Annotated in this window: 25 protein-coding genes and 3 pseudogenes; 18 read left to right on the forward strand and 10 right to left on the reverse strand. The window is 71.4% G+C overall.

Annotated elements, in window-relative coordinates:
- Positions 1 to 4: 4 nt before the first annotated feature.
- From ybeY to era, 6 genes are all read left to right on the forward strand, one after another.
- Positions 5 to 502, forward strand: a complete 498-nt coding sequence (gene ybeY, locus KWI83_RS19115) for an rRNA maturation RNase YbeY (protein WP_141310606.1) — start codon at positions 5 to 7, stop codon at positions 500 to 502.
- Positions 499 to 1,806: a hemolysin family protein gene (locus tag KWI83_RS19120; protein WP_218515571.1), complete on the forward strand. Its 1,308-nt coding sequence runs from the start codon at positions 499 to 501 to the stop codon at positions 1,804 to 1,806. The genes ybeY and KWI83_RS19120 overlap by 4 nt, the downstream gene beginning before the upstream one ends.
- Entirely contained in the window at positions 1,803 to 2,162 is a 360-nt protein-coding gene (locus KWI83_RS19125; RefSeq protein WP_218515572.1) for an MmcQ/YjbR family DNA-binding protein, read from the forward strand. The genes KWI83_RS19120 and KWI83_RS19125 overlap by 4 nt, the downstream gene beginning before the upstream one ends.
- A 77-nt stretch (positions 2,163 to 2,239) precedes the next feature.
- Positions 2,240 to 2,593: a cytidine deaminase gene (locus KWI83_RS19130; protein ID WP_218515573.1), complete on the forward strand. Its 354-nt coding sequence runs from the start codon at positions 2,240 to 2,242 to the stop codon at positions 2,591 to 2,593.
- A gap of 222 nt (positions 2,594 to 2,815) precedes the next feature.
- Entirely contained in the window at positions 2,816 to 3,292 is a 477-nt protein-coding gene (locus KWI83_RS19135) for a hypothetical protein (RefSeq protein WP_218515574.1), read from the forward strand.
- 110 nt (positions 3,293 to 3,402) lie between these two features.
- Positions 3,403 to 4,356, forward strand: coding sequence for a GTPase Era (gene era, locus KWI83_RS19140; protein ID WP_218515575.1), 954 nt, complete (start codon positions 3,403 to 3,405; stop codon positions 4,354 to 4,356).
- A 202-nt stretch (positions 4,357 to 4,558) separates the two neighbouring features.
- On the opposite strand, the gene KWI83_RS19145 is transcribed toward era, so the two are convergent.
- The 4 genes from KWI83_RS19145 to KWI83_RS19160 are packed head-to-tail and all read right to left on the reverse strand — an operon-like array spanning position 4,559 to position 8,506.
- Complete coding sequence (locus KWI83_RS19145) at positions 4,559 to 5,806, reverse strand: MFS transporter (protein WP_218515576.1); 1,248 nt, start codon at positions 5,804 to 5,806, stop codon at positions 4,559 to 4,561.
- On the reverse strand, positions 5,803 to 7,107 hold the full coding sequence (locus KWI83_RS19150; RefSeq protein WP_218515577.1) for a GH1 family beta-glucosidase: 1,305 nt from the start codon (positions 7,105 to 7,107) through the stop codon (positions 5,803 to 5,805). Before KWI83_RS19150 ends, KWI83_RS19145 begins: the two co-directional genes overlap by 4 nt.
- A 57-nt stretch (positions 7,108 to 7,164) precedes the next feature.
- Positions 7,165 to 7,431, reverse strand: coding sequence for a protealysin inhibitor emfourin (locus KWI83_RS19155; protein ID WP_218515578.1), 267 nt, complete (start codon positions 7,429 to 7,431; stop codon positions 7,165 to 7,167).
- A gap of 22 nt (positions 7,432 to 7,453) precedes the next feature.
- A complete protein-coding gene (locus KWI83_RS19160; RefSeq protein WP_256362496.1) occupies positions 7,454 to 8,506 on the reverse strand; it encodes a M4 family metallopeptidase in 1,053 nt (350 codons plus the stop codon).
- 366 nt (positions 8,507 to 8,872) lie between these two features.
- Here KWI83_RS19160 and leuA point away from each other — a divergent pair, with 366 nt between their 5' ends.
- From leuA to KWI83_RS19175, 4 genes and pseudogenes are all read left to right on the forward strand, one after another.
- Positions 8,873 to 10,594, forward strand: coding sequence for a 2-isopropylmalate synthase (gene leuA, locus KWI83_RS19165; RefSeq protein WP_218515580.1), 1,722 nt, complete (start codon positions 8,873 to 8,875; stop codon positions 10,592 to 10,594).
- A gap of 172 nt (positions 10,595 to 10,766) precedes the next feature.
- Positions 10,767 to 11,465 carry a TerB family tellurite resistance protein gene (locus tag KWI83_RS19170; protein ID WP_218515581.1) on the forward strand — a complete coding sequence of 233 codons (699 nt, stop codon included), beginning with the start codon at positions 10,767 to 10,769 and terminating at the stop codon, positions 11,463 to 11,465.
- Positions 11,466 to 11,477: 12 nt separating this feature from the next.
- Positions 11,478 to 11,588 (forward strand): annotated as a pseudogene (locus tag KWI83_RS38755) (DNA-binding response regulator); the annotation flags it as partial.
- Between the two features lie 58 nt (positions 11,589 to 11,646).
- Complete coding sequence (locus KWI83_RS19175) at positions 11,647 to 12,846, forward strand: exo-alpha-sialidase (protein WP_218515582.1); 1,200 nt, start codon at positions 11,647 to 11,649, stop codon at positions 12,844 to 12,846.
- A 7-nt stretch (positions 12,847 to 12,853) separates the two neighbouring features.
- Here the strand turns inward: KWI83_RS19175 and KWI83_RS19180 are convergent, their stop codons facing one another.
- Genes KWI83_RS19180 through KWI83_RS19200 form a run of 5 tightly spaced genes read right to left on the reverse strand, consistent with a single transcriptional unit; the run spans position 12,854 to position 19,387 of the window.
- Positions 12,854 to 13,786, reverse strand: coding sequence for a dihydrodipicolinate synthase family protein (locus KWI83_RS19180; RefSeq protein WP_218515583.1), 933 nt, complete (start codon positions 13,784 to 13,786; stop codon positions 12,854 to 12,856).
- Positions 13,783 to 14,805, reverse strand: coding sequence for an ABC transporter ATP-binding protein (locus KWI83_RS19185; RefSeq protein ID WP_218515584.1), 1,023 nt, complete (start codon positions 14,803 to 14,805; stop codon positions 13,783 to 13,785). Before KWI83_RS19185 ends, KWI83_RS19180 begins: the two co-directional genes overlap by 4 nt.
- Positions 14,802 to 16,793, reverse strand: a complete 1,992-nt coding sequence (locus tag KWI83_RS19190; RefSeq protein ID WP_256362498.1) for a dipeptide/oligopeptide/nickel ABC transporter permease/ATP-binding protein — start codon at positions 16,791 to 16,793, stop codon at positions 14,802 to 14,804. Before KWI83_RS19190 ends, KWI83_RS19185 begins: the two co-directional genes overlap by 4 nt.
- Complete coding sequence (locus tag KWI83_RS19195; RefSeq protein WP_218515585.1) at positions 16,793 to 17,752, reverse strand: ABC transporter permease; 960 nt, start codon at positions 17,750 to 17,752, stop codon at positions 16,793 to 16,795. The genes KWI83_RS19190 and KWI83_RS19195 overlap by 1 nt, the downstream gene beginning before the upstream one ends.
- 3 nt (positions 17,753 to 17,755) lie before the next feature.
- The gene (locus tag KWI83_RS19200; RefSeq protein ID WP_218515586.1) at positions 17,756 to 19,387 is read right to left on the reverse strand and encodes an ABC transporter substrate-binding protein; all 1,632 of its coding nucleotides are present in this window, start codon (positions 19,385 to 19,387) and stop codon (positions 17,756 to 17,758) included.
- Between the two features lie 183 nt (positions 19,388 to 19,570).
- Between KWI83_RS19200 and KWI83_RS19205 the strand changes: the two are divergent.
- From KWI83_RS19205 to KWI83_RS19215, 3 genes and pseudogenes are all read left to right on the forward strand, one after another.
- Positions 19,571 to 19,690: pseudogene (locus KWI83_RS19205) on the forward strand (GntR family transcriptional regulator); the annotation flags it as partial.
- Positions 19,691 to 19,801: 111 nt separating this feature from the next.
- On the forward strand, positions 19,802 to 20,269 hold the full coding sequence (locus KWI83_RS19210) for a protein phosphatase (protein ID WP_218515587.1): 468 nt from the start codon (positions 19,802 to 19,804) through the stop codon (positions 20,267 to 20,269).
- Positions 20,270 to 20,602: 333 nt separating this feature from the next.
- Complete coding sequence (locus KWI83_RS19215) at positions 20,603 to 21,040, forward strand: VOC family protein (RefSeq protein WP_218515588.1); 438 nt, start codon at positions 20,603 to 20,605, stop codon at positions 21,038 to 21,040.
- Positions 21,041 to 21,060: 20 nt separating this feature from the next.
- Here KWI83_RS19215 and KWI83_RS19220 read toward each other — a convergent pair.
- Positions 21,061 to 21,339, reverse strand: a pseudogene (locus KWI83_RS19220) (alpha/beta hydrolase); the annotation flags it as partial.
- A gap of 199 nt (positions 21,340 to 21,538) precedes the next feature.
- Here KWI83_RS19220 and KWI83_RS19225 point away from each other — a divergent pair.
- The 5 genes from KWI83_RS19225 to KWI83_RS19245 all read left to right on the forward strand — a co-directional run bounded on the left by KWI83_RS19225 (position 21,539) and on the right by KWI83_RS19245 (position 24,110).
- Positions 21,539 to 21,772 (forward strand): hypothetical protein, encoded by a 234-nt coding sequence (locus KWI83_RS19225; RefSeq protein WP_141310573.1) that lies wholly within the window; start codon positions 21,539 to 21,541, stop codon positions 21,770 to 21,772.
- A gap of 34 nt (positions 21,773 to 21,806) precedes the next feature.
- On the forward strand, positions 21,807 to 21,944 hold the full coding sequence (locus KWI83_RS19230) for a hypothetical protein (protein ID WP_218515589.1): 138 nt from the start codon (positions 21,807 to 21,809) through the stop codon (positions 21,942 to 21,944).
- Positions 21,941 to 22,687 carry a DNA repair protein RecO gene (recO, locus tag KWI83_RS19235; RefSeq protein WP_218515590.1) on the forward strand — a complete coding sequence of 249 codons (747 nt, stop codon included), beginning with the start codon at positions 21,941 to 21,943 and terminating at the stop codon, positions 22,685 to 22,687. The genes KWI83_RS19230 and recO overlap by 4 nt, the downstream gene beginning before the upstream one ends.
- 22 nt (positions 22,688 to 22,709) lie before the next feature.
- Positions 22,710 to 23,549 carry an isoprenyl transferase gene (locus KWI83_RS19240; RefSeq protein ID WP_218515591.1) on the forward strand — a complete coding sequence of 280 codons (840 nt, stop codon included), beginning with the start codon at positions 22,710 to 22,712 and terminating at the stop codon, positions 23,547 to 23,549.
- A gap of 177 nt (positions 23,550 to 23,726) precedes the next feature.
- A complete protein-coding gene (locus KWI83_RS19245) occupies positions 23,727 to 24,110 on the forward strand; it encodes a YcxB family protein (RefSeq protein ID WP_308122108.1) in 384 nt (127 codons plus the stop codon).
- Positions 24,111 to 24,120 lie beyond the last annotated feature (10 nt).

Genomic DNA, 24,120 nt, shown 5'->3' on the forward strand with positions numbered 1-24,120 from the left:
GACCATGTCGATCGACGTCAACAACGAGTCCGGAACCGAGGTCGACGAGCAGGCGATCCTCGACATCGCCCGCTACGCGCTCGCGCGGATGCGCATCCACCCGCTCTCCGAGCTCTCGGTGATCGTCGTGGACGCCGACGCCATGGAGCAGCTGCACATCCAGTGGATGGACCTGCCGGGTCCGACCGACGTCATGTCGTTCCCGATGGATGAGCTGCGCCCGCCGTCGAAGGACGACGACGAGCCGCCGCACGGGCTGCTCGGCGACATCGTGCTGTGCCCGGAGGTCGCCGCCAAGCAGGGGGCCGAGGCCCCGACGCAGCACTCCATGGACGAGGAGCTCCAGCTGCTCACCGTCCACGGAGTGCTGCACCTGCTCGGGTACGACCACGAGGAGCCGGACGAGAAGGCCGAGATGTTCGGCCTGCAGGCCGCCATCGTGGACGGCTGGCGTGCCGAGAAGGGTCTCACCGGCCCCTCCCCGGCCCCCACCGTGTCATGAGCATCCCGCTGGTCACCGGCGCCGTCGCGCTGGTCGTCGTCGCCTGGCTCGCCGCCTGCGCCGAGGCGGGCCTCGCGCGCGTCTCCAGCTTCCGCGCCGAGGAGGCCGTGCGCTCCGGCCGGCGCGGCAGCGCCAAGCTCGCCCAGGTCGCCGCCGACCCCACCCGCTATCTCAACGTGGCGCTGCTGGTCCGCGTCGCCTGCGAGATGGCCGCGGCCGCGCTGATCACATACGCCTGCCTGAACGAGTTCGACAGCACCACCGAGGCGCTGCTGATCGCCATCGCGGTCATGGTCCTCGTCTCGTACGTCGCCGTCGGCGTCTCCCCGCGCACCATCGGCCGCCAGCACCCGCTCAACACGGCCACCGCGGCGGCGTACGTCCTGGTCCCGCTGGCCAGGATCATGGGCCCGGTCCCGTCCCTGCTGATCCTCATCGGCAACGCCCTCACCCCCGGCAAGGGCTTCCGCCGCGGCCCGTTCGCCTCCGAGGCGGAGCTGCGCGCGCTGGTCGACCTGGCCGAGGCGGAGTCCCTGATCGAGGACGAGGAGCGCCGCATGGTGCACTCGGTCTTCGAGCTGGGGGACACCCTCGTACGGGAGGTGATGGTCCCGCGCACCGACCTGGTCGTCATCGAGCGCTTCAAGACCATCCGCCAAGCCCTCACTCTCGCGCTCCGGTCCGGTTTCTCGCGGATTCCGGTCACCGGCGAGAGCGAGGACGACGTCGTCGGGATCGTGTATCTGAAGGATCTGGTCCGCAAGACGCACATCAGCCGGGACGCCGAGACGGAGCTGGTCTCGACGGCCATGCGGCCCGCGTTCTTCGTGCCGGACACCAAGAACGCCGGTGACCTGCTGCGCGAGATGCAGAAGCAGCGCAACCACGTCGCCGTCGTCATCGACGAGTACGGCGGCACCGCCGGGATCGTCACCATCGAGGACATCCTGGAGGAGATCGTCGGCGAGATCACCGACGAGTACGACCGCGAGCTGCCCCCCGTGGAGGCCCTCGGCGAGGACCGCTACCGGGTCACCGCCCGCCTCGACATCGGCGACCTCGGCGAGCTGTACGGGCTGGAGTCGTACGACGACGAGGACGTGGAGACCGTCGGCGGGCTGCTGGCGAAGGCGCTGGGCCGGGTGCCCATCGCCGGGGCGTCGTCCGTGGTGGAGCTGCCGGACAGCCGGGAGCTGCGGCTGACCGCGGAGGCCGCCGCCGGCCGCCGGAACAAGATCGTGACCGTGCTGGTGGAGCCGGTGGCCCCGGTGGGTCCCCCTCAGGAGGAGACGAAGCCGGAGTGACCCCCCAGGAGCTGCGCGCCTACTGCCTGTCCTTCAACGCGGCCGTCGAGGACTTCCCGTTCGGTCCGGAGGCCTCGGTGTTCAAGGTGCGGGGCAAGATGTTCGCCCTGAGCATCCTGGACGCCCGCCCGCTCACGGTGAACCTCAAGTGCGACCCCGAGGACGCGGTACGCCTGCGCGCCGACCACCCCGGCCTGATCGCCCCCGGCTGGCACATGAACAAACGGCACTGGAACACCGTCACGGTGGACGGCTCGCTCCCCGACCGCCTGGTCCGGGAGCTGATCGAGGACTCCTACGACCTGGTGGTGGCCGGGCTGCCGCGCGCCGAGCGGCTCCGGCTGGACCGCCCCTGAAGCGGGCCGCCGGGCTGGGGCCTGTCGTTCGGAGCAGGTGCATGATCCAAACGACAGGCCCTACGTATGCTCGGGGCATGACCGACACCAACGCGCTTGACCCCGAGGACCGCAAGATCGTCACCCTGGCCCGCTCGGCGCGGGCCCGCAACGGCGTCCCCGAGGGGGCGGCCGTACGGGACGAGACGGGGCGTACGTATGTCGCCGGGACCGTCGACCTGGACTCGCTGAAGCTGAGCGCCCTGCGCACGGCGGTGGCCATGGCGGTGGCGTCGGGGGCGAAGTCCCTGGAGGCGGCGGCGGTGGTGACCGAGGCCGAGGAGGCGTCGGCCGAGGACCGGGCGGCGGTGCGGGATCTTGGTGGGCCGCGGACGCCGGTGCTGGTGGCGGGGCCGGACGGGGTGGTGCGGCTGACGGTTTCCGCGGGCTGAGGCTCCCCTGATCGTCGCCCGAAGCGAGCCGGTCGTTGAAGGCCGGAATTACCCTTGCCGTCGCTTGTCTCACATTGCATCAATGGGACCGTAAGTTCCGACGGACCGTCAGATCCTGAGTTCGCGCAGCGCGCCCGCACCCCGCTGCCCGACGGGGCGGTCCCTCGGTCTCCCGTCCATCCCCACATGGCATTCCCCACACGGGAAGGGAAACCCACCCCTATGAGAGGCAAGCGCATTGCAACCGGTGCGGCATTGACGGTCGGCGCCCTCGCGGTCACCGGCGTCGTCCTCGCGCCCGCCGCCGTGGCCGTCACGCCGCAGTCGGCCACCCTCACCGCCGACTGCGGTTTCTTCGGCGGCGGCCAGGCCACCCTCACCGCCACCCAGAACGGCACGGCGGCGACCATGACCCTCACGTCCTCCGAGATCACCGCGCCCATCGGTCTCGGGGCGGACTCGATCGCGTCCACGCTCACCCTGGTGAAGGGCAGCGGCGGCACCACCGTCTTCAGCGGCACCGAGAACCCGGCGATGTCCGCAGGCGATCCGGTCACCGTGGGCCCGCTCAACGGGACCGTGGCCTCCGGCGACAGCCTGGAGGCCTACGGCGGCTCGCTGCGGATGACCGTCTTCGGCTTCACCATCACCTGCACGGCGACGGGGCCGCAGTCACCGGGCCCCTTCGTGTTCGACTGAGCCCTTGGGCGGGCGCGGTCCCCGGGCTCACAGGGCGCCGGGGCCGCGCTCGCCCGCCCGCCCGGTATCGCGGTACGGCGGGGCTTCGGCGATCAGGGAGAATGGGCGCCATGAGCGTTCGTACCCCGTCATCCGAGCAGCCCGCCGAAAGTGTTCACCGGGCCGGCTTCGCCTGCTTCGTGGGCCGCCCCAACGCGGGCAAGTCCACCCTTACGAACGCACTGGTCGGGCAGAAGGTCGCGATCACCGCGAACCAGCCGCAGACCACCCGGCACACGGTACGGGGCATCGTGCACCGGCCCGACGCCCAGCTGATCCTGGTGGACACACCGGGGCTGCACAAGCCGCGCACGCTGCTCGGCGAGCGGCTGAACGACGTGGTGCGCACGACGTGGGCCGAGGTCGACGTGATCGGCTTCTGCCTTCCCGCGAACGAGAAGATCGGCCCCGGTGACCGGTTCATCGCCAAGGAGCTCGCCGGGATCAGGAAGACGCCGAAGGTCGCGGTCGTCACGAAGACCGACCTGGTCGACAGCAAGGTGCTCGCGGAGCAGCTGATCGCGATCGACCGGCTCGGCAAGGAGCTGGGCATCGAGTGGGCGGAGATCGTACCGGTGTCGGCGGTGGGGGACAAGCAGGTGAGCCTGCTGGCGGACCTCCTCGTCCCGCTGCTCCCGGAGGGCCCGGCGCTCTACCCCGAGGGTGATCTGACCGACGAGCCCGAGCAGGTCATGATCGCGGAGTTGATCCGGGAGGCCGCGCTGGAGGGCGTACGGGACGAGCTGCCGCACTCCATCGCCGTCGTCGTCGAGGAGATGCTCCCGCGCGAGGACCGCCCCGCCGACAAGCCCCTCCTCGACATCCACGCCAACGTCTACATCGAACGCCCCAGCCAGAAGGGCATCATCATCGGCCCCAAGGGCAAGCGCCTGAAGGAGGTCGGCATCAAGTCCCGCCGCCAGATCGAGGCGCTGCTCGGGACGCCGGTGTTCCTGGACCTGCACGTGAAGGTCGCGAAGGACTGGCAACGCGACCCGAAGCAGCTGCGCAAGCTGGGCTTCTGAGGATCGTTCCACCCCCGCCGCCCCTACCCGTCCCTCCACCAGGGGCTCCGCCCCTTCGACCCCGCCGGGGGCTCGGCCCCCTGGGTCCCGCCGGGGACTTCGCCCCTTGGATCCCGCCCGGGGGCTCCGCCCCCTGGCCCCCCGGGCTCCTCCCGTGTCGGAGGAGGGCGGAAGCACAAGCGATCGCCGCCCGATCGCCTTGCTAATCCACCCCCCGTATCCGCCCCACCAGCACCGCCCCCGCCAGCCCGATCCCCGCGGCCACCAGATACAGCACCCGGTAGCCGCCGAGATACGTCACGATCGGCGCCGCCAGCACCGGCGCGGCCACCTGCGGCAGCGCGTTGGCCACGTTGATCACGCCCAGGTCCTTGCCCCGGTCCAGGGCCTTCGGGAGTACGTCCGTCATCAGGGCGAAGTCGACGGACGTGAACACCCCGAAGCCGACGCCGAGCACCGCCGCCGCGACGATCGCGCCCGGCCAGGTCTGCCAGCCCGACAGCAGCGCCGTGGCCGCCGCCATCAGCACGCCCGACCAGATCACGAACGGCTTGCGCCGTCCGACCCGGTCCGACCACACCCCACCGACGACGACCGTGGCCAGCAGCGTCACGCCGTTCACCGCCGTCAGGATCAGCACCCCCGCCTCCGGGTCCTCGTGGTGCAGGCGGTCCCGCAGGTAGTAGAGGAGGTAGAGCAGCACGAGCGCGTTGCTGAGGTTGATCAGGAAGCGGGTCAGCCAGGCCCAGCCCAGGTCGGGATAGCGGCGCGGGCTCAGCCAGAAGCCCGCGACGAAGCTCCGCCAGGACCACGTCGGCCGGTCCCCGACCGTCAGCCGCAGGTCCGGGAAGCCCAGGACGTACGGCAGCACCCCCACCACCACGAACACCGCGCACGCCACATACCCGGCCCCGACCCCGCCCGCGACCGTCACGAGCCCGGTCCCGCCGACCACGCCCAGGATCTGCGCCGCCCCCAGCCAGCCGCCCACCGCGCCGCGTTGCAGCCGCGGCACCCGGTCCGGCACCGCCGCCGTCACCGCCGCGAACGCCGCGTTCAGCGTCAGCTGCACCAGGCACCAGCCCGCCACCATCGCCCACAGCCCGCCCGCCCCCGCGAGCAGCAGCAGCGACAGCGCGCCGCCCGCCGCTCCGGCCACGATCCACGGTGTACGGCGGCCCAGGCGGGACGTCGTCCGGTCGGACAGCGCGCCCCACACCGGGTTCGCCACCAGCGACACCGCCGCGCCCACGCCCGTCACCCACGCCAGCAGCGTCTCCTTGGACATGCCGGTGCCAGGCGCGAAGTCCTCCGCCTGCATCGCGAGCAGGATCTGCAAGGGGCCGTACCAGCCCACCCAGATCGCCCCGTTGGCCAGCGCGAGCGACGCCGTCCAGCCACGGCCGACCCTTTCGACCGGCTCGGCGAGAGCAACGGGCGCCACCTTCATCTCTGCGCCCGCAGCACGTCCCGGTACCAGGCGTACGACGCCTTCGGGGTGCGCTTGAGGGTCTCGTAGTCCACGTGCACCAGCCCGAACCGCCGCGCGTACCCCTCCGCCCACTCGAAGTTGTCCAGCAACGACCACACGAAGTACCCGCGCACATCCACCCCCGCCGTCAACGCCGCGTGCAGCGCCCGCACATGGCCGTCCAGGTAGGCGATCCGCTCCTGGTCGTCGAGCCCCTCGTACGCGCACCCGTTCTCGGTGATCACCACCGGCGGCAGCCGTTCGCCGTACCGGTCCCGGAAGCCGGTGAGCAGTTCCGTCAGCCCCTCCGGCACGACCGGCCAGCCGAAGTCCGTCACCGGCACGCCCTCGATCTCCCGCACCGAGAAGGGCAGTTCGGCCGGCATCCGGACCCCGCCGAAGTCGATCTCGGTGCCCTCCGGCGCCCCCACCCGCGTCGGCGCGTAGTAGTTGATCCCGTACCAGTCGACCGGCTCGGCGATCACCTTCAGGTCGGACGCCACGTCCCCCGGCATCAACTCGCCGATTCCCGACGGGTACTCCCCCAGCAGCAGCGGGTCCGCGAAGAGCCGGTTCAGCAGGACGTCGTAGAAGTCCGCCGCCTCCACGTCGGCGCTCTCCTCGGACGCGGGCCACGTCGGACCGTGCGAGTTGGCGATCCCGATGTCCGGGGCGCCGGCCGCGCGCAGGGCCCGTACCGCCAGTCCGTGCGCCAGGAGCTGATGGTGGGCGACCGGCAACGCGTCGAACAGCAGCTGCCTGCCCGGCGCGTGCACGCCGAGCGCGTGACCGAGGAGGGTGTGTTCGGCGGGCTCGTTGAGGGTGATCCATTTCGTGACGCGGTCGCCGAGCCTCTCTGCGACCACCGTCACGTACTCCGCGAACCGCGACGCCGTGTCCCGCTCCAGCCAGTCCAGGCCCACCGGCAGGTCCCAGTGGAAGAGCGTCGGGACCGGTCGCACGCCCGCCGCGCACAGCTCGTCCACCAGACGGTCGTAGAAGCCGAGACCCTCGGGCGAGCGCACCCGCGGCCAGGAGACCGAGAAGCGGTACGCGTCCACCCCCAGGTCGGCCAGGAGCGCCACGTCCTCGCGGTAGCGGTGGTAGTGGTCGCAGGCCGTCCTCGCGGTGGAGCCGTCCTTCACCCGTCCCGGCTCGGCGGTGAAGACGTCCCACACGGACGGTTCGCGCTCGTCCGCCGCGCCCTCGATCTGGTGCGCGGACGTCGAGACGCCCCACAGGAAGCCGGCCGGGAACTGGGGTATGGGGTTCGTCGCCATGCGCGGATCATCCGTACCGCCGGTAACGGAAGTCAACGCCCTGGCGTGAACCGGGAGTTACGCTCCTTCCTTCAGCACCCTGGAGATCAGCCTGCGCTGTTCCTCGGTCAGCCGGGGGTCCGCGCAGTACACCGTTGTGCCGTCCACGGTGATCCGGTAGCTGAAGCCGTCCGGAACCCCGACGGGTGGCGTGCCCCGGCCCGCCGCGAGTGCCTTTTCGGCCAGGTCATGCCACTCGGGCGCGTCGGGCCGCCCCGAGGTGTCCACCTCGGCGTGCCGCTCGATGCCCGCGAACCCGCCCGTGCGCCGCACCTGAATACGCATGAGTTCCTGTCTACAGGGCTGTCTACAGGGTCCGCACCCCGACCTGCTCCCAGGCCTTCGCCACCGCCCGGAGCTCGTCGCCGGCGTCTCCGAACCGTGCCTTCGCGGCGGAGACGGTCAGCGTGGCGAACTCGGCGAACAGGGCGTCCTCCGTCAGCTCGCCGCCGGTCAGCACGTCGTACCAGATCTGCCCGGCCCGCTCCCAGGCGTGCCCGCCGAGCGCCGTGGCGGCGAGGTGGAAGGCGTGGTTGGGGATGCCGGAGTTGATGTGGACGCCTCCGTTGTCGCGGCCGGTGCGGACGTAGTCCTCCATCGTCGCGGGCTGCGGGTCCTTGCCGAGCACATCGTCGTCGTACGCCGTGCCCGGGGCCTTCATCGAGCGCAGGGCCACTCCGCTCACGCGCGGGGCGAGCAGCCCGGCACCGATCAGCCAGTCGGCCTCGGCGGCGGTCTGGCCGAGCGTGTACTGCTTGATCAACGAGCCGAAGACGTCGGAGACGTGCTCGTTGAGCGCGCCGGGCTGGCCGAAGTAGGTGAGGTTGGCCGTGTACTGGGTGACGCCGTGGGCGAGTTCGTGGCCGATGACGTCGATGGGGATGGTGAAGTCGAGGAAGATCTCGCCGTCTCCGTCGCCGAACACCATCTGCTCGCCGTTCCAGAAGGCGTTGTTGTACTGCTCGTCGTAGTGCACGGTCGCGTCGAGCGGCAGGCCGCCGCCGTCGATCGAGTCGCGGCCGTAGGCCTTGAGGAACAGGTCGAAGGTGGCGCCGAGGCCCGCGTAGGCGCGGTTGACCGTGGCGTCCCTGCCGGGTTCGTCGCCCTCGCCGCGGACCTTCTTGCCGGGCAGGCTCGTCCTGTGCTGGGCGTCGTAGATCGTGCGGTGCGGGGTGCCTGCGGCGGCTGGGGCCGATGGGGTGACGGGGGCGCCGAGGACCGTGGTGAGGCGGCGGTGGGTGCGTTCGTAGGCGTCGCGCTGGAGGGTCTGACGGGCGGGGCCGGAGACGGCGGGGTCCTCGGACTGGGCGAGCTTGTCGAGGATGTGCGGGGGGACGATGGTGCAGAAGACTGCGGTCATGCTCCGCACCATGGCACCGGGTGAGCAGTGTGTCACCCTCTGCAACCTTGATTGGTGAAATGTGGGGATGTGCTGCGCCGTGGGGGTTGCGCTGTGTTATTCGGTGCGGGTTGTCCGTGGTTTCTCGCGCAGTTCCCCGCGCCCCTTGGCGGCACGCGGTCCCGCATACTGATACGGGACCGCGTGTTTCGGCAGGGCTCGGCTAGCATGCTGGGCATCATGCGTTTCGGGCTGCTTCTCCTTAGCTGCCGCGGCGAGGGCCTGTAGTCGAGGCCGACTCCCTCCCCGCGGAGCTTGGCGTTGCGTCGTCGGCCGTCCTTCCGGACACCGGACTTCACCCGGATTTCTCGAGGAGCCCACGCCACCATGGCACATCGCCAGCAGCCCAGTTCCCTGCCGATCCACAAGTACGGCCGCTACGAGCAGGTCGACATCCCGGACCGCACCTGGCCGGACAACCGCATCACCGTCGCCCCCCGCTGGCTCTCCACCGACCTGCGCGACGGCAACCAGGCCCTGATCGACCCCATGTCACCGGTGCGCAAGCGGGCGATGTTCGACCTGCTGGTGAAGATGGGCTACAAGGAGATCGAGGTCGGCTTCCCGGCCTCCGGCCAGACCGACTTCGACTTCGTGCGGTCGATCATCGAGGACGAGAACGCCATCCCCGAGGACGTGACGATCTCCGTCCTCACCCAGGCCCGTGAGGACCTGATCGAGCGGACCGTCGAGTCCCTGAAGGGCGCCCGCCGCGCCACCGTGCACCTGTACAACGCCACCGCGCCGGTCTTCCGCCGGGTCGTCTTCCGGGGCTCCAAGGACGACATCAAGCAGATCGCCGTCGACGGGACACGGCTGGTGATGGAGTACGCCGAGAAGCTGCTGGGGCCGGAGACCGAGTTCGGCTACCAGTACAGCCCGGAGATCTTCACCGACACCGAGCTGGACTTCGCGCTGGAGGTCTGCGAGGGCGTCATGGACGTCTGGCAGCCCGGTCCGGACCGCGAGATCATCCTGAACCTGCCCGCGACCGTGGAGCGCTCGACGCCGTCCACGCACGCGGACCGGTTCGAGTGGATGGGCCGGAATCTGTCGCGGCGCGAGTTCGTCTGTCTGTCCGTGCACCCGCACAACGACCGGGGTACGGCCGTGGCGGCGGCCGAGCTGGCGCTGATGGCCGGTGCCGACCGGGTCGAGGGGTGTCTGTTCGGGCAGGGCGAGCGCACCGGCAACGTCGACCTGGTCACCCTGGGCATGAACCTGTTTTCGCAGGGCGTCGACCCGCAGATCGACTTCTCGAACATCGACGAGATCCGTCGTACGTGGGAGTACTGCAACCAGATGGAGGTCCACCCGCGCCATCCGTACGTGGGCGACCTGGTCTACACGTCCTTCTCCGGCTCCCACCAGGACGCCATCAAGAAGGGCTTCGACGCGATGGAGGCCGAGGCCAGGGCCAAGGGCGTCACGGTGGACGACATCGAGTGGGCGGTGCCGTACCTGCCGATCGACCCGAAGGACGTCGGCCGGTCCTACGAGGCGGTCATCCGCGTGAACTCGCAGTCCGGCAAGGGCGGCGTGGCGTACGTGCTGAAGAACGAGCACAAGCTGGACCTGCCGCGCCGGATGCAGATCGAGTTCTCGAAGATCATTCAGGCGAAGACGGACGCCGAGGGCGGCGAGGTCACGCCGAAGGACATCTGGGCGATCTTCGAGGACGAGTACCTGCCGAACCCGGACAACCCCTGGGGCCGGATCCAGCTGAGGAACGGCCAGTCCACCACCGACAAGGACGGCGTGGACACGCTGACCGCCGAGGCCGAGGTGGACGGCGAGGAGGTGACCCTGGTCGGCACCGGCAACGGCCCGATCTCCGCGTTCTTCCACGCGCTGCAGGGCATCGGGATCGACATCCGGCTGCTGGACTACCAGGAGCACACGATGAGCGAGGGCGCCTCCGCGCAGGCCGCCTCGTACATCGAATGCGCGATCGACGACAAGGTCCTGTGGGGGATCGGCATCGATGCGAACACGACACGTGCGTCACTGAAGGCGGTCGTCTCCGCCGTCAACCGGGCGGCTCGCTGACCGCTCTGACCGGGCGTTTCGGGTCCCGACCGCCGATTTCCGGCGGGCGGGACCCCGTCGTTTACCAGCCAGGTCACGGAGAGGTCTCGTCCGGGGTGCTGACTCGACCTCGCGGATGTGGCTAACATCACGCCAGCGCGGCGATGTTGCCGTGGGGTTACGGAGGTGCGACGTGCTGCCAGTCCGGGGACGAAACGGCCGTGCCACCAGGCGTGCGCGCGTTCTGGGCACCCGTACCGCGTGGACGGCCGTCGGCGACGGCGAGTTCTTCTGCCCCGGCTGCGGGGGCGACCGCAACTACCAGCGGCTGACCGGGCGCCGCCGCTTCACCCTGCTCGGTCTGCCCGTGCTGCCGCGCGGCGACACCGGCCCGGTCGTGGAGTGCGCGGCCTGCCGCCGGCACTTCGGCACCGACGTCCTGGACCACCCCACCACCACCCGCTTCTCCGCGATGCTCCGCGATGCCGTGCACACCGTCGCCCTCGCGGTGCTGGCGGCGGGCGGCACCCGGACCCGCCCGGCGCTCACCGCGGCGGCCGGTACGGTCCGCGCGGCCGGGTTCGAGGACTGCACGGAGGAACAGCTCAACGCGCTCGTCGAGGCGCTGGCCGCGGACACCGGCCGGGTCTTCGGCGCACCCTGCGGCCCGGGTCTGGCCATAGAGCTGCACGAGGCCCTCGACCCGCTCGCCCCGCACCTCGCCCCGGCGGGCCGTGAGTCGATCCTCCTCCAGGGCGCCCGTATCGCCCTCGCAGACGGCCCCTACACCGCCGCCGAACGCGAGGTCCTCGCCACCGTCGGCGCCGCCCTCACCATCACCTCGGACGAGGTGACCCGCCTGCTGGCGGCCGCCGCGCGGACGCCGTCCTGATACTCCCCGGGGAGTAATACCCACGTCAGCCGCATCATGGGCTGGCTGGGGGGCGCGCGGGACCGGGCGCAATTGGTGATCGTGGCGTACGAGAGCGGGCCGGTGACTCCGGGGACGATGTGATCCGACCGTCAGTCAACGACGGCTGACGCGCAGTCACCGACCCTGAGGGAACCGCCCGATGAGAGCTCCCGGACGTGCCTTGCTGACCTCCGTCGCCACCCTCGTCCCGCTGGTGCTCGGCCCGCTCGCCTCCGGCCCGCCCGCCTCCGCCGCCCGCTGCACGTCCTCCGTGCCGTACACCGCCGGGACGGGCGGCTACGCCGCCTACCGCATCCCGGCGGCCGTCACGACCCGCGCCGGTGCCGTCCTCGCCTTCGCCGAGGGGCGGCGCGGCGGCGCGGGCGACTCCGGCGACATCGACGTGGTCGTACGCCGCTCCGCCGACGGCGGCTGCACCTGGGGCCCGCTCACGGTGGTGGCCGCCGGGGAGGGGAACACGCGCGGCAACCCGGCACCCGTGGTCGACCCGCGCACCGGCACCGTCGTGCTGCTCACCTCCTACAACAGCGGCGCCGTCACGGAGGCGCAGATCATGCGGGGCGAGGTGACACCGGAGCAGAGCCGCCGGGTGTTCGTGCAGCGCAGCAGGGACGACGGGCGCACCTTCACCAAGCCGCGCGAGATCACGGCGGCGGTCAAGCGGGCCGCCTGGCGCTGGTACGCCACCGGCCCCGGACACGCCCTGGCCCTCACCCGCGGCCCGCACGCCGGGCGCCTGGTGGTCCCCGCCAACCACTCCGCCGCCCCGCCCGCCGGTTCCGCCGACACCGGGCAGGAACCCAAGTACTACGGCGCCCACGCCTGCTACAGCGACGACGGCGGCGCCACCTGGCGGCTGGGCTTCGTGGACGCCTCCTACGACGGCCACGCCAACGCCAACGAGAGCACGGCCGCCGAACTCCCCGACGGCACGCTGTACTTCTCCGCCCGCGACCAGCACGGCACCAGCACCGGCCACCGCCTCGACAGCCGCTCCACCGACGGCGGCCGCACCCTCGCCCGCCCCTACGCCGTCCAGCCCACCCTGAACGACGTGCCCATCGTCCAGGCGAGCGTCCTCCAACCCGGTGATCCGGCCGCCCCGTTGCTGTTCTCCGGCCCCTCCGTGCCCACCGCCCGCAAGGCCATGGCGATCTGGCGCAGCACGGACGCCGGCAGGACGTTCACCAAGGCGCTGACGCTGTCCCGGCACCCGGCGGCCTACTCCGACCTGGTGCAGGTCGGCACGGACACGCTCGGCGTGCTGTACGAGACGGGGGTGACGGGGACGTACGAGAGGATCGAGTTCCGGCTGATCCCGCTCGCCGATGTGTCCTAGCGGGGCGTCAGAGCAGCCCCGCCGCCGCCAGGAACTTGCCCACCTCCTCCACCTCGTCCGGCGACAGCGGCACCTGTGGCTCCGCCGTCGCCGGGCAGTCGATGACGCCGCGCAGATGCAGTGCCGCCTTGAAGGCGCCCAGCGCAGAGGAGCTGCCGCCCATCCGGGTGGGGGCGCCGACGCCGACCAGGCCGAACAGGGCGCACAGCCGCTCCTGTTCGGCGCGGGCGCGGGCCCAGTCCCCGGCCCGGCACAGGCGGTCGAGCCGGACGTAGCCGTGCGGGTCGACGTTGGCCAGGCCGGGCACCGCCCCGTCCGCACCGAGCGCGAGGGCCGCGTCCACGACAACCTCGGAGCCGGTCAGCACGCTGAAGCCGGAGACGCCGTGCGCGTGCAGGCCGGTGATGACCTGACGGAAGCCCGCCAGGTCCCCGCTGGAGTCCTTCAGCCCGGCCAGCACACCCTCGACGGCCAGCTCCAGGACCAGATCGGCGGGGAGCTTGGTGTGAACGGCGGGCGGGATGTCGTAGGCCAGGACGGGGACCGGGGAGGCGGCGGCGACGAGCCGGTAGTGGCGGGCGATCTCCGCCGGGTGGGTGCGGGCGTAGAAGGGCGCGGTGACGACGACGGCGTCCGCGCCCGCCTCGGTGACGGCCGTGACGTGGTCCAGCACGCGCGGGGTCGTCATGTCGATCGCCCCGGCGACCAGCGGGAGCTGCCCGCCGAGGTGACCGGCCACGGTCTCGACGACGAGGGCGCGCTGCCGGTCGGTGAGGAAGGCCGCCTCGGAGGTCGAGCCGAGCACGAACAGCCCGTGCACACCACCGGCGACCAGATGATCGACCAGCCTGAGCAGCGAGCGGACGTCCACCTCACGGTCCGGTGTCAGGGGCGTGCAGACGGGCGGGACGACACCGGTCAGCGAGGCGGGGAGGTTCATACGGGCTCCTTGGGTTCCTGAGCCTGGTCGACGAGCTCACGGGTCGACTCTTCCTCTCCCACGGGATGATGGCAGCGGAAACGGTGCACTGGAGTGGACGCAACGGAGAACTCGGGCATCGACTCCCCGCACACCGCGTCGGCCTTCCAGCAGCGGGTGCGGAACGGGCAGCCACTCGGCGGCCGGGTCGCCGACGGCACCGGGCCGACCAGCGGGATCGGGTCGATCAGGTCGAGCAGGCCGGGCGTCGCGGAGAACAGGGCACGGGTGTACGGGTGCCGGGCCCGGTCGGTCACCCGGTCGGCCGGGGCCACCTCCACGATCCGGCCCAAATACATGGTGATCACCCGGTCGCTCATCCGCCGTACCGTCTGGATGTCGTGCGAGACGAACACCAGCGCGAGTCCCAGCCGCTCCTTCAGGTCCAGCAGCAGGTTGAGGATCTGGGCGCGCACCGACACGTCCAGCGCGCTGGTCGGCTCGTCGGCCACCACCAGCTCGGGGTCGAGGGCGAGCGCGCGGGCGATGGCGACGCGCTGGCGCTGTCCGCCGGAGAGCTGTCCTGGCAGCCCGTCGGCCAGGGCCTTCGGCAGGCCGGCCAACGCCATCAGCTCCCGTACCCGCTCCTCCCGCTGGGCCGCCGTGCCGCGCCGGTGCACGTCCAGCGGGTCGCGCAGGATCTGCCGTACCGTCAGCCGCCGGTTCAGCGCGGTCGACGGGTCCTGGAAGATCATGCCGGTGTGGCTGCCGATGGCCTTCCTGCGCTCGGCGGGCGGCATCGCCCACAGGTCGCGGCCCCGGAAGGACACCGTCCCGTACGTCGGCGGCTGCACGCCCACCAGCACCTTCGCCAGCGTCGACTTGCCGCAGCCGGACTCGCCGACCACGCCGACCGTCTCGCCGGGCGCGATGGTGAGGTCGGCGCCGGTCAGGGCGTACACCTTGTCGCGCGCGAACATCCCGCCGCTGCGGGCCTTGTGCACGACGTGCACATCGGCGAGTTCCACGAGTGCGGTCATGTGACGACCTCGCTCTCCGCCTCGCCGGTGTTCACCAGCAGGACCGCCGGGTGGTGGCAGGCCGCCGTGTGCGTCGGTGTGCCCAGCAGGTCGGGGGGTGTGGTCCGGCAGACCGCGCTCGCCATCGGGCAGCGGTCCGCGAACCGGCAGCCCGCCGGGAAGTCCGCGGGGGACGGTACGACGCCCTTGATCTGCGTCATCCGCTCCTGGGACGACTCCAGCGACAGCACGCTGCCGAGCAGCCCGCGCGTGTAGTGGTGGGCCGGAGCCTCCACCAGGTCGGCGGTCACGCCCGTCTCCACGATCTGCCCGCCGTACATCACCACCACCCGGTCGGTGACGTCCGCGACCAGCGCGAGGTCGTGCGAGACCAGGATCAGCGCGAAGCCCAGCTCCTCGCGCAGCTTCAGCAGCAGCTCCATGATCTGCGCCTGCACGGTCACGTCGAGGGCGGTGGTCGGCTCGTCGGCGACGATCAGCTTCGGGTCGCGGGACAGGGCCATGGCGATCAGGACGCGCTGGCGCTGGCCGCCGGAGAGCTCGTGCGGGTAGCTGCGCAGGGTGCGGTCGGGGTCGAGGCCGACCATGGTGAGCAGTTCGGCGGGACTGCGGCGGCCTCCGCGCCGTACCACCTGCTTCAGCTGGGCTCGGATGGTCATCGCCGGGTTCAGGGAGGACAGGGCGTCCTGGTAGACCATCGCCATCTCGTGGCCGAGCAGCCTGCGGCGCACCCGCATCGGCTCGGCGAGCAGGTCGCGCTGGTGGAAGCGGACCTGGCCGCGCACCCGGGCACCCTTCGGCTGCAGGCCCATGACGGTGAGCGCGGTGAGCGACTTGCCGCAGCCGGACTCGCCGACCAGGCCGAGCACTTCACCGGGGCGCACCTCGAAGCTGATGCCGTCGACGATGTCCACGCCGTGGTGCCGGTCCGGGAAGCCGATGGCGAGGTTCTCGACGGCGAGCACCGGCCGGCCGTCGGGCAGGGGGCGGGCGCGGGAGCGGAGCCGGTGGGCGGCCTCGGTGAGGCCGGGCAGCGGGGTGACCTTGCCGCTGCCGGGCTCGGGGGCCTCCAGGCGGTCCTTGGGCGCCTCGACGTCCCGGGGCGCCGGTGCCGCCCAGGCGTCGGACACGCCCTCCGAGAGGATGTTCAGCGACAGCACGGTCACCAGCATCAGCAGCCCGGGGAACACGGTCGCCCACCAGCCGCCGGTCAGCACCATGTTCTTGCCGTCCGCGATGACGCTGCCCCAGGACGGGTCCGGCGGGCGTACGCCCGCGCCGATGAAGGACAGCGACGCCTCGAAGACGATGGCCTCGGCGACCTGCACCGTGCAGAACACCAGCACGGGGGCGGCGCAGTTGACGGCCACGTGCTTCACGACGATGTGCGGGGTGCGGGCGCCGATGACCCGTTCGGCCGTCACATAGTCCTCGCCGTACTGGTCGAGGATGTTCGCCCGTACGACGCGGGCGACGGGCGGTGTGAACAGGAACGCGATCGCGCAGATCAGCACCGTGATGCCGCCGCCGAACACGGCGACCAGGACGGCGGCCAGCGCGATCCCAGGGAACGCCATCACCACGTCCAGGCAGCGCATCAGCGTCTCGTCCACCGCCCTGCGGGAGGTCGCCGCGAGCGCCCCGATCAGCGAGCCCACCAGCAGCGCGAGCGCGGTCGCGCCGAGCCCGATGGCCAGCGACCAGCGGGCGCCGTACATCAGCCGGCTGAGGATGTCCCGGCCGAGGCTGTCCTGGCCCATCCAGTGCTCGGCGGACGGATGGCCGGTGCCGTCGACGGGCGGCAGCTGCTCCAGCGGGTCGTACGGCGCGAGCAGCGGCGCGCACACCGCGACCAGCACCACCAGGGCCAGGAAGCAGACGGCGGCCTTCGACAGCGGCGGCAGCCGGCGCCGGCCGCGCAGCCGGACGCCGGGTCGGGTCAGGGCCTCGGTGAGGCGCTTGCGGGAGAACATCGGGCCGGGGAACATCAGGCCGCATCCCTCAGTCGCGGGTTGACCAGCAGGTAGAGGACGTCGATGACGAGGTTGACGACCACGAAGCCGGTGGCCGTGGTCAGGACGACGCCCTGGACGACGGCCGGGTCGCCGTTCTTCACGGCGTCGATCATCAGCTTGCCCATGCCGGGCAGCGAGAAGATCGTCTCGATGACGACCGCGCCGCCCAGCAGATAGCCGACGCGCAGTCCGAGCACGGTCAGCGGGTTGATCAGGGCGTTGCGCAGCACGTTCCGGCCGACCACCACCCTGGGCGGCAGCCCGCTGCCGATCGCGGTGCGGACGTAGTCCTTGTCCAGCTCCTCGACGACGGCCGTGCGCACGATCCGGGTGAGCTGCGCGGCGACCGGCAGGGACAGGGCCAGGGCGGGCAGGGTCATGGTGTTCAGCCAGCCGGTGAAGGAGTCCGCCGGGTTGATGTAGCCGCCGGTCGGGAACCAGCCCAGGTCGACCGCCAGGTACTGGATCATCAGCAGCGCCAGCCAGAAGCCGGGCGCGGCCACGCCGGTCAGGGACACCACCCGGATGATCTGGTCGGGCAGCCGGTCCCGGTAGATCGCGGCGGTCACCCCGCCGATCAGCGACAGCACCACCGCGATGCCCAGGCCCAGGAAGGTGAGCTGCATGGTGAGCGGCAGCGCGGTCATCACCTGGTCGACCACCTCGCCCCGGGTGAGCGCGCTGGTGCCCATGTCACCGTGGAGCAGATCGCCGACGAAGGCGACGTAGCGCACCGGCAGCGGGTCGAGCAGGCCGTGCTCCTCACGGAAGTCGTGCAGCTGCTGGGGCGTCGGGTTGGCGCCCTGGAAGAACGCGGACGCCGGGTCGACGTCGGAGAACCGCATCACCAGGAACACGAACAGCACGATGCCGAGCATCAGCGGCACCAGCAGCAGAACACGGCGGGCGAGGATCCTGAGGACGGCGACCACCGGCTAGGCCCACCTGGCTTGGAGGACGTTGATCCCGGGGTACGGCTGGGCCCTTATCCCGGCGAGATCCCTCGGGTCCCACGCCGTCATCAGCTCGTTGTGCACGACCGGGTAGAGCACGGCCTGCTCGGCGACGACGTCGATGTAGTCCTGGATCATCGTCTTCTTGCGGTCCGGGTCCGTCTCCCGGGTGGCCCGGTCCATGTCCTTGAAGAGCTGCTGGGCCACCGGGTCGTCGGCCCAGCGGGCGTACCGCATCCAGAGGTTCTCGGGGCCGTAGTTGTAACGCATGATCAGGTCGGCGTCGAGGCCGAACTGGTTGGGGTTCGAGGCCGCGGCCACCACCTGGTAGTCCTGCTTCTGGTCCATCTTGGTGAACACGGCCGTGGTCTCCTGCGGCGACAGGGTCGTGCGCACCCCGATCGCGTCCCAGGACGACTTGATGGTCGGCAGGCAGTCCACGATCCAGCTGACGTTCACGGCGAGGATGTCGATCCGCAGCCCGCTGACCCCGGCCTCCCTCAGCAGCGCCCTCGCCCTGCCGGGATCGTGGTCGTAGACCGTCTTCGCCCGCCGGTACGCCGGATTGGCCTCGTCGAGGAACGACGACGACGGCTTGCCGTGCCCCTTGAGGGCGACCTCCACGATCTTCTCGCGGTCGATGGCGTAGTGCAGCGCCTGCCTCACCCGCACGTCGTCGAACGGCTTGTGCCGGGTGTTGAACATCAGGAACAGGTTGTTCATCCCGGCCCCGCCCGCCACCGTCAGCCCGCTGCTCTCCAGGTGGCCGATGTTGGCGTACGGGATGTTGTCCGCGATCTGCGCGCCCGCGCTGCCGCCGGAGATCTTGGCGACGCGCGGGGCGGCGTCGACGATCGTCAGCCAGTTCATCTTCCGGAAGGCGGGCGGGCGCGGGCCGTTGTAACCGGCGAACGCCTCGAAGGTGGTGTTGGACTTCGGGTGGTGCGCGGTCTGCCGGTACGGCCCCGAACCCACCGCCAGCCCCCTGATCGCGTCGTTCCAGGCGCCGGGCCGGGAGAACACGTGCCTCGGCATGATCTTCGCCAGGGTGAGCCGGGAGACCCCTTCCGGGAAGGGGAACTTCAGCACCAGCTCGACGTTCCGCTCGTCGATCTTCCGCACGTCCTCCAGCCAGGGCTCGAAGAAGCCCTTGGCCAGGGTCTGGGTGCCCGGGTCGAGGATCCGGTCGAAGACGAAGACCACGTCGTCGGCGGTGACCGGCCTGCCGTCGTGGAACGTGGCGCCCGGGCGCAGGGTGAACGTCCACGACGTGGCGGTCAGGTCCGGGGGCACCCTGGTCGCCAGCGCGGGATACGGCTCCCGGGAGATCGGGTCGGTGTCGAGCAGCCCCTCGTAGATGTGGTTGTTGGCAGCCATGCAGAACGCCGACGCCGTCTGCGTCGGATCCCAGGTCCCGTCGTTCCCGTAGCCGATGACCGCCGTCAGCGTCCGGTTGGCGCCCGAGCCCCCGTCGCCGAGGTCGTTCGTGGACTCGGGGCCCGCCGAACAGGCCGCCAGCGACGCCGGGACGGCACCCGCCGCGCCCAGCGCACCGGAGTACTTCAGGAACGACCGGCGGCGCGGCGCCGGCACGTCGTGGGTCACGTCGCGCACGGGTCCTCCGAAGGTGGGGTGGGGAGGCGGTGACGAGGGGGGCAAGTCGGATGATGAGGAGATACGACGTCCTACGTCCTGCGGTGAGCGCGACGATAGGAGCGGCCGTGGGGGCGGTCAAGAGATCGCGCGCGAATGGCGTAACCGTCGCGGGGCGCACCCATGACGGCGGGAAATGACGGGAGTTGGCGCAGCGCCCGCGAGGCCCTCAAGGCGCTCCAGGCGCTCGACGTCGTGGAGACCGGACACGGCCACGGCGCGTACGTCGGCCGCGCCCCGCTCACCCCGCTGGTCGACGGCCTCGTGCCCCCGGGCTCACCGTTCACCGTCATCGCGCCGTCATGGGGCTGACCGGGGCCCACCGGTCGGCCGGAACCGGTTGCCCGGGCGCGGCGAACAGGTTCGAATAGCCCCGTGACGACGGCCGGCGGGTGGGACGAGCAGACGCCAGGCGTTCTCCGGCTGCCTTCGGGCCGCCTGGTCCGTGGCCGGGGCCTGCGGCGTCCCCTCGACCCGGCGGCGCCCGCCCCGTCGTACGGCGTCTATCTCCTCGGCAAGCCGCCCCAGGCCTTCCCGTGGGAGTCCGGCTGGATCCGCTGGCCAGACTTCCGTCTCCCCAGGGACCGGGCCGATGCCCGGGCGACCCTGACGGAGGCCTGGGAGCGGGCCGCCGACGAGCGCGTCGAGATCGCGTGCGGGGGCGGTCGCGGGCGGACGGGGACGGCGCTGGCCTGCCTGGCGGTCCTGGACGGCGTACCGCCCGAGGAGGCCGTGGCGTACGTCCGGGCGCGCTACGACCGGCGGGCGGTGGAGACGCCGTGGCAGCGGGCGTATGTGCGCCGGTTCGCCGGGCGTCGAGGTCGGCCTGCAGCGGCCGAGTGACCACCGAGGCGCAACCTTCGTCGCGCCGCCGTGGACCATCGGGGGACGATGCCGCCCGCGCCAGGCGCCGACGGCCGCCGCCCCGGCCAGGAAGGAGCCGCCGGAGATCAAGGGCGATGTGGTGGGGTCGTCACGCCGGACGCCCGCACCACCCGGCCCCCGCCATGACCTCGACCCGGCCTCCTGCACCATCACCAAGGCCCTCAAGGACCGGCCCGACGACCCCCGGCTCCGACTGGCACCGCCGAAGCAGGCGTTCCACCCGCTGGCCCCCGGTACGGCCGACGGGCGCGGCCCGTGCCGTGGGGGGACCATGGCCGAGGAGGTGCGCGTATGGATTGGACCCTCGAGGTGATCGCCGTTCCGGTCGCCGACCTGGACCGGGCCAAGGCCTTCTACCAGGACCAGTGCGGCTTCCACGCCGATATCGACGCCTCGTTCTTCGGCGACACCGGCCGCTTCGTGCAGCTCACCCCGCCCGGCTCCCGCTGCTCCATCGTGCTGGAGTCCGGCATGCCGGACTCGCCGGGCCGGTCCCGGATGCTCCCCGGGTCGCTCCAGGGCCTGCAGCTCTGTGTCACGGACATCGAGGCGGCCCGGGCGGAACTCGTGGGACGCGGGGTCGAGGTCACCCCGGTCCTGCACGTGGACGCGTCCGGCTGGGGGCGGGGCCGGGGCGAGGAGCGGTGGAACTCCTTCCTCTTCTTCCAGGACCCCGACGGCAACGGCTGGGTGGTCCAGGAGGCCCCAACACCCCTCGCCGAGCGCTGAACTTCAGCCGGTTTCCATGCGCAGTACCTGTCCCGGCCCGGACGCTCGCCGGTCGCCAGGAAGCGGGAGACCGTGGCGTCACCGCAGGCGTTGCCGTTGGCGAGGTAGGCGTCGTGGCCGGTGGAGTTCACGGTGACCATCACGGCCCGCCGGCCGAGTGCCTCGCGCATCTTCGGCGCGCCGCTCAGCGGGGTCTCCACATCCCGCTCGTTCAGGGGTGTGGTGAGCCCGAGGAGGAGCGCGCACGCGGCGACGAACGCGGCGTTGCGTGAGGTGCGCTGCGGAGGCTTGGTAGGTGTCATACCCACGGGGGTTTACCCCCACGGGTACAGCCACGGTAACCCCTGTGACCCGCACAGCAGTTGCCGCGGGGCGCCATGCTTCTGCCGAGTGTAGAGGCAGCGCGTGGCCGGGGAGTCGCGAAGAGTGAAACCCGGTGCGGTCGGGGAACCACATCGTGATGCAATTGCACGCCGCACTGGAAAAGGCCGGAAGCCGATGAAGTCGAAGAAGCCGCCGAAGCCGCCGATCGGCTCGTACGTCGTGGACACCCGCAGCGGGAAGGTGGGGATCGTCATGGGGCACGAGGGGCCGTACGTGCAGCTGAGAGCCGTCGGCGGCGGGAAGGAGTGGGACTGCGACCCGGAGGCCCTGCGCAACGCCACCGCGGCGGAGCGGCTGAGCGCGGCGACGGCGTACGCCAACGCCCGCAGCCGGGGAGAGGTTCCCTGAAGGAGGGGCCGCCCGCGTAGGAGAGAATGGCCGCATGAGCCTGTTCCGCGACGACGGCATCGCGCTGCGCACCCAGAAGCTGGGTGGGGCGGACCGGGTCATGCTGCGGCACTGCGGGGGACGGCCCCCGCACCCCCCGCACTCCCGGCAGTGCCACGGCGGTGCGCGATGAGTCTGTTCCGGGACGACGGCATCGTGCTGCGCACCCAGAAGCTGGGTGAGGCGGACCGGATCATCACGCTGCTCACACGGGGGCACGGGCGGGTGCGGGCGGTGGCTCGGGGGGTGCGGCGGACGAAGTCGAAGTTCGGGGCGCGTCTCGAACCCTTCTCGCATGTCGACGTGCAGTTCTTCGCGCGGGGCAGTGAGCTGGTGGGGCGCGGGCTGCCGCTCTGCACGCAGAGCGAGACCATCGCGCCGTACGGCGGCGGCATCGTGACCGACTACGCGCGGTACACCGCCGGAACGGCCATGCTGGAGACGGCGGAACGGTTCACCGACCACGAGGGCGAGCCGGCCGTGCAGCAGTACCTGCTGCTGGTCGGCGCCCTGCGCACGCTCGCCCGCGGCGAGCACGCCCCGCACCTCGTCCTCGACGCCTTCCTGCTGCGCTCCCTCGCCGTCAACGGCTACGCCCCCAGCTTCAGCGACTGCGTGAAGTGCGGGCTGCCCGGGCCGAACCGGTTCTTCTCGGTGGCGTCCGGCGGCTCGGTCTGCGCGGACTGCCGGGTGCCCGGGAGCGTCGTACCCTCACCGCAGACCCTGGAACTCCTCGGGGCGCTGCTCACGGGAGACTGGGAGACCGCGGACGCGTGCGAGCCGCGGTATGTGCGGGAGGGCAGCGGGCTGGTGTCGGCGTATCTGCACTGGCATCTGGAGCGCGGGCTGCGCTCCCTTCGGTACGTGGAAAAGTAAGAGCTGAGGAGACGAGAAGCACATGGCCGTACGCGGGTTCCTGGGGCGCCAGCGGCGCGAGTACAAGACGCCGGAGCCGCACCCGTCCGGTGCCCGCGCGCCGAAGCTGCCCGGCGAGCTGATCCCCGGCCACGTGGCGATCGTCATGGACGGCAACGGACGCTGGGCCAAGGAGCGCGGGCTGCCGCGCACCGAGGGGCACAAGGTGGGCGCCGAGCGGGTGCTGGACGTGCTCCAGGGCGCGATCGAGATGGGCGTCGGCGCGATCTCGCTGTACGCCTTCTCCACCGAGAACTGGAAGCGGTCGCCGGAGGAGGTGCGCTTCCTGATGAACTTCAACCGCGACTTCATCCGCAAGACCCGCGACCAGCTCGACGAACTCGGCGTCCGGGTCCGCTGGGTGGGCCGGATGCCCAAGCTGTGGAAGTCGGTCGCCAAGGAACTCCAGGTCGCCCAGGAGCAGACGAAGGACAACGACCGCCTCACGCTCTACTTCTGCATGAACTACGGCGGCCGCGCCGAGATCGCCGACGCGGCGCAGGCGCTGGCCGAGGACGTGCGGGCCGGACGGCTGGACCCGTCCAAGGTCACCGAGAAGACCTTCGCGAAGTACCTCTACTACCCCGACATGCCGGACGTCGACCTGTTCCTGCGCCCCAGCGGCGAGCAGCGCACCTCCAACTACCTGCTCTGGCAGAGCGCCTACGCCGAGATGGTCTTCCAGGACGTGCTGTGGCCGGATTTCGACCGCCGCGACCTGTGGCGGGCGTGCGTGGAGTTCGCGTCGCGGGACCGGCGTTTCGGCGGGGCGATCCCGAACGAGGAGCTGCTGGCCATGGAGGGCAAGCAGCCGCGCGGCTGAGCCCGGCCGCCGGTCGATAGAGTCCCGCCCATGGTTCACCAGGGGCGGGACATCATTCAGGACAGTGGCACCGACACCGTCGAGCTGGCCTTCCGGCCGACACGGGCGGACATTCTCCGAGGCATACAGGTCCGTGACCGCATTCGGCGGCTGGCGCCGGTGCGGTGGGCGGTCGCGGTGCTGTTCGCTGCGTTCGGCGTGTTCCTCGCCTTCGGTGGGGCGGATGCGGCGCCGGGGGTCGCGCTTTCGCTGCTGACCGCGGTCCTGATCTGGGGCACGCCCCGCATTCAGGCCAACCATGTGTTCCGGACCGTCTCGTGGCAGGGCGAGTATCGGGCCACGGTGTCCGATGCCGGGATCACGGTCGAGACCGAGCACACCACGCTGACGCAGCGCTGGTCGCTGTTCCGCGGTCATCGCGAGACTCGTGATCACCTGGTGCTGCTCGGCCGCGACCCGAACATCCTGATCCTGGACGTCGTGCCCAAACGCGGTCTGCGCACCGAGGAGGACATGCAGCGCCTGCGGACCCTGCTGGCCGGGCACCTGCCCCGGGTCTGAGAGAGCCGGT

It is taken from the genome of Streptomyces sp. TRM70350 (assembly GCF_019219825.1).
Classification (GTDB): domain Bacteria; phylum Actinomycetota; class Actinomycetes; order Streptomycetales; family Streptomycetaceae; genus Streptomyces.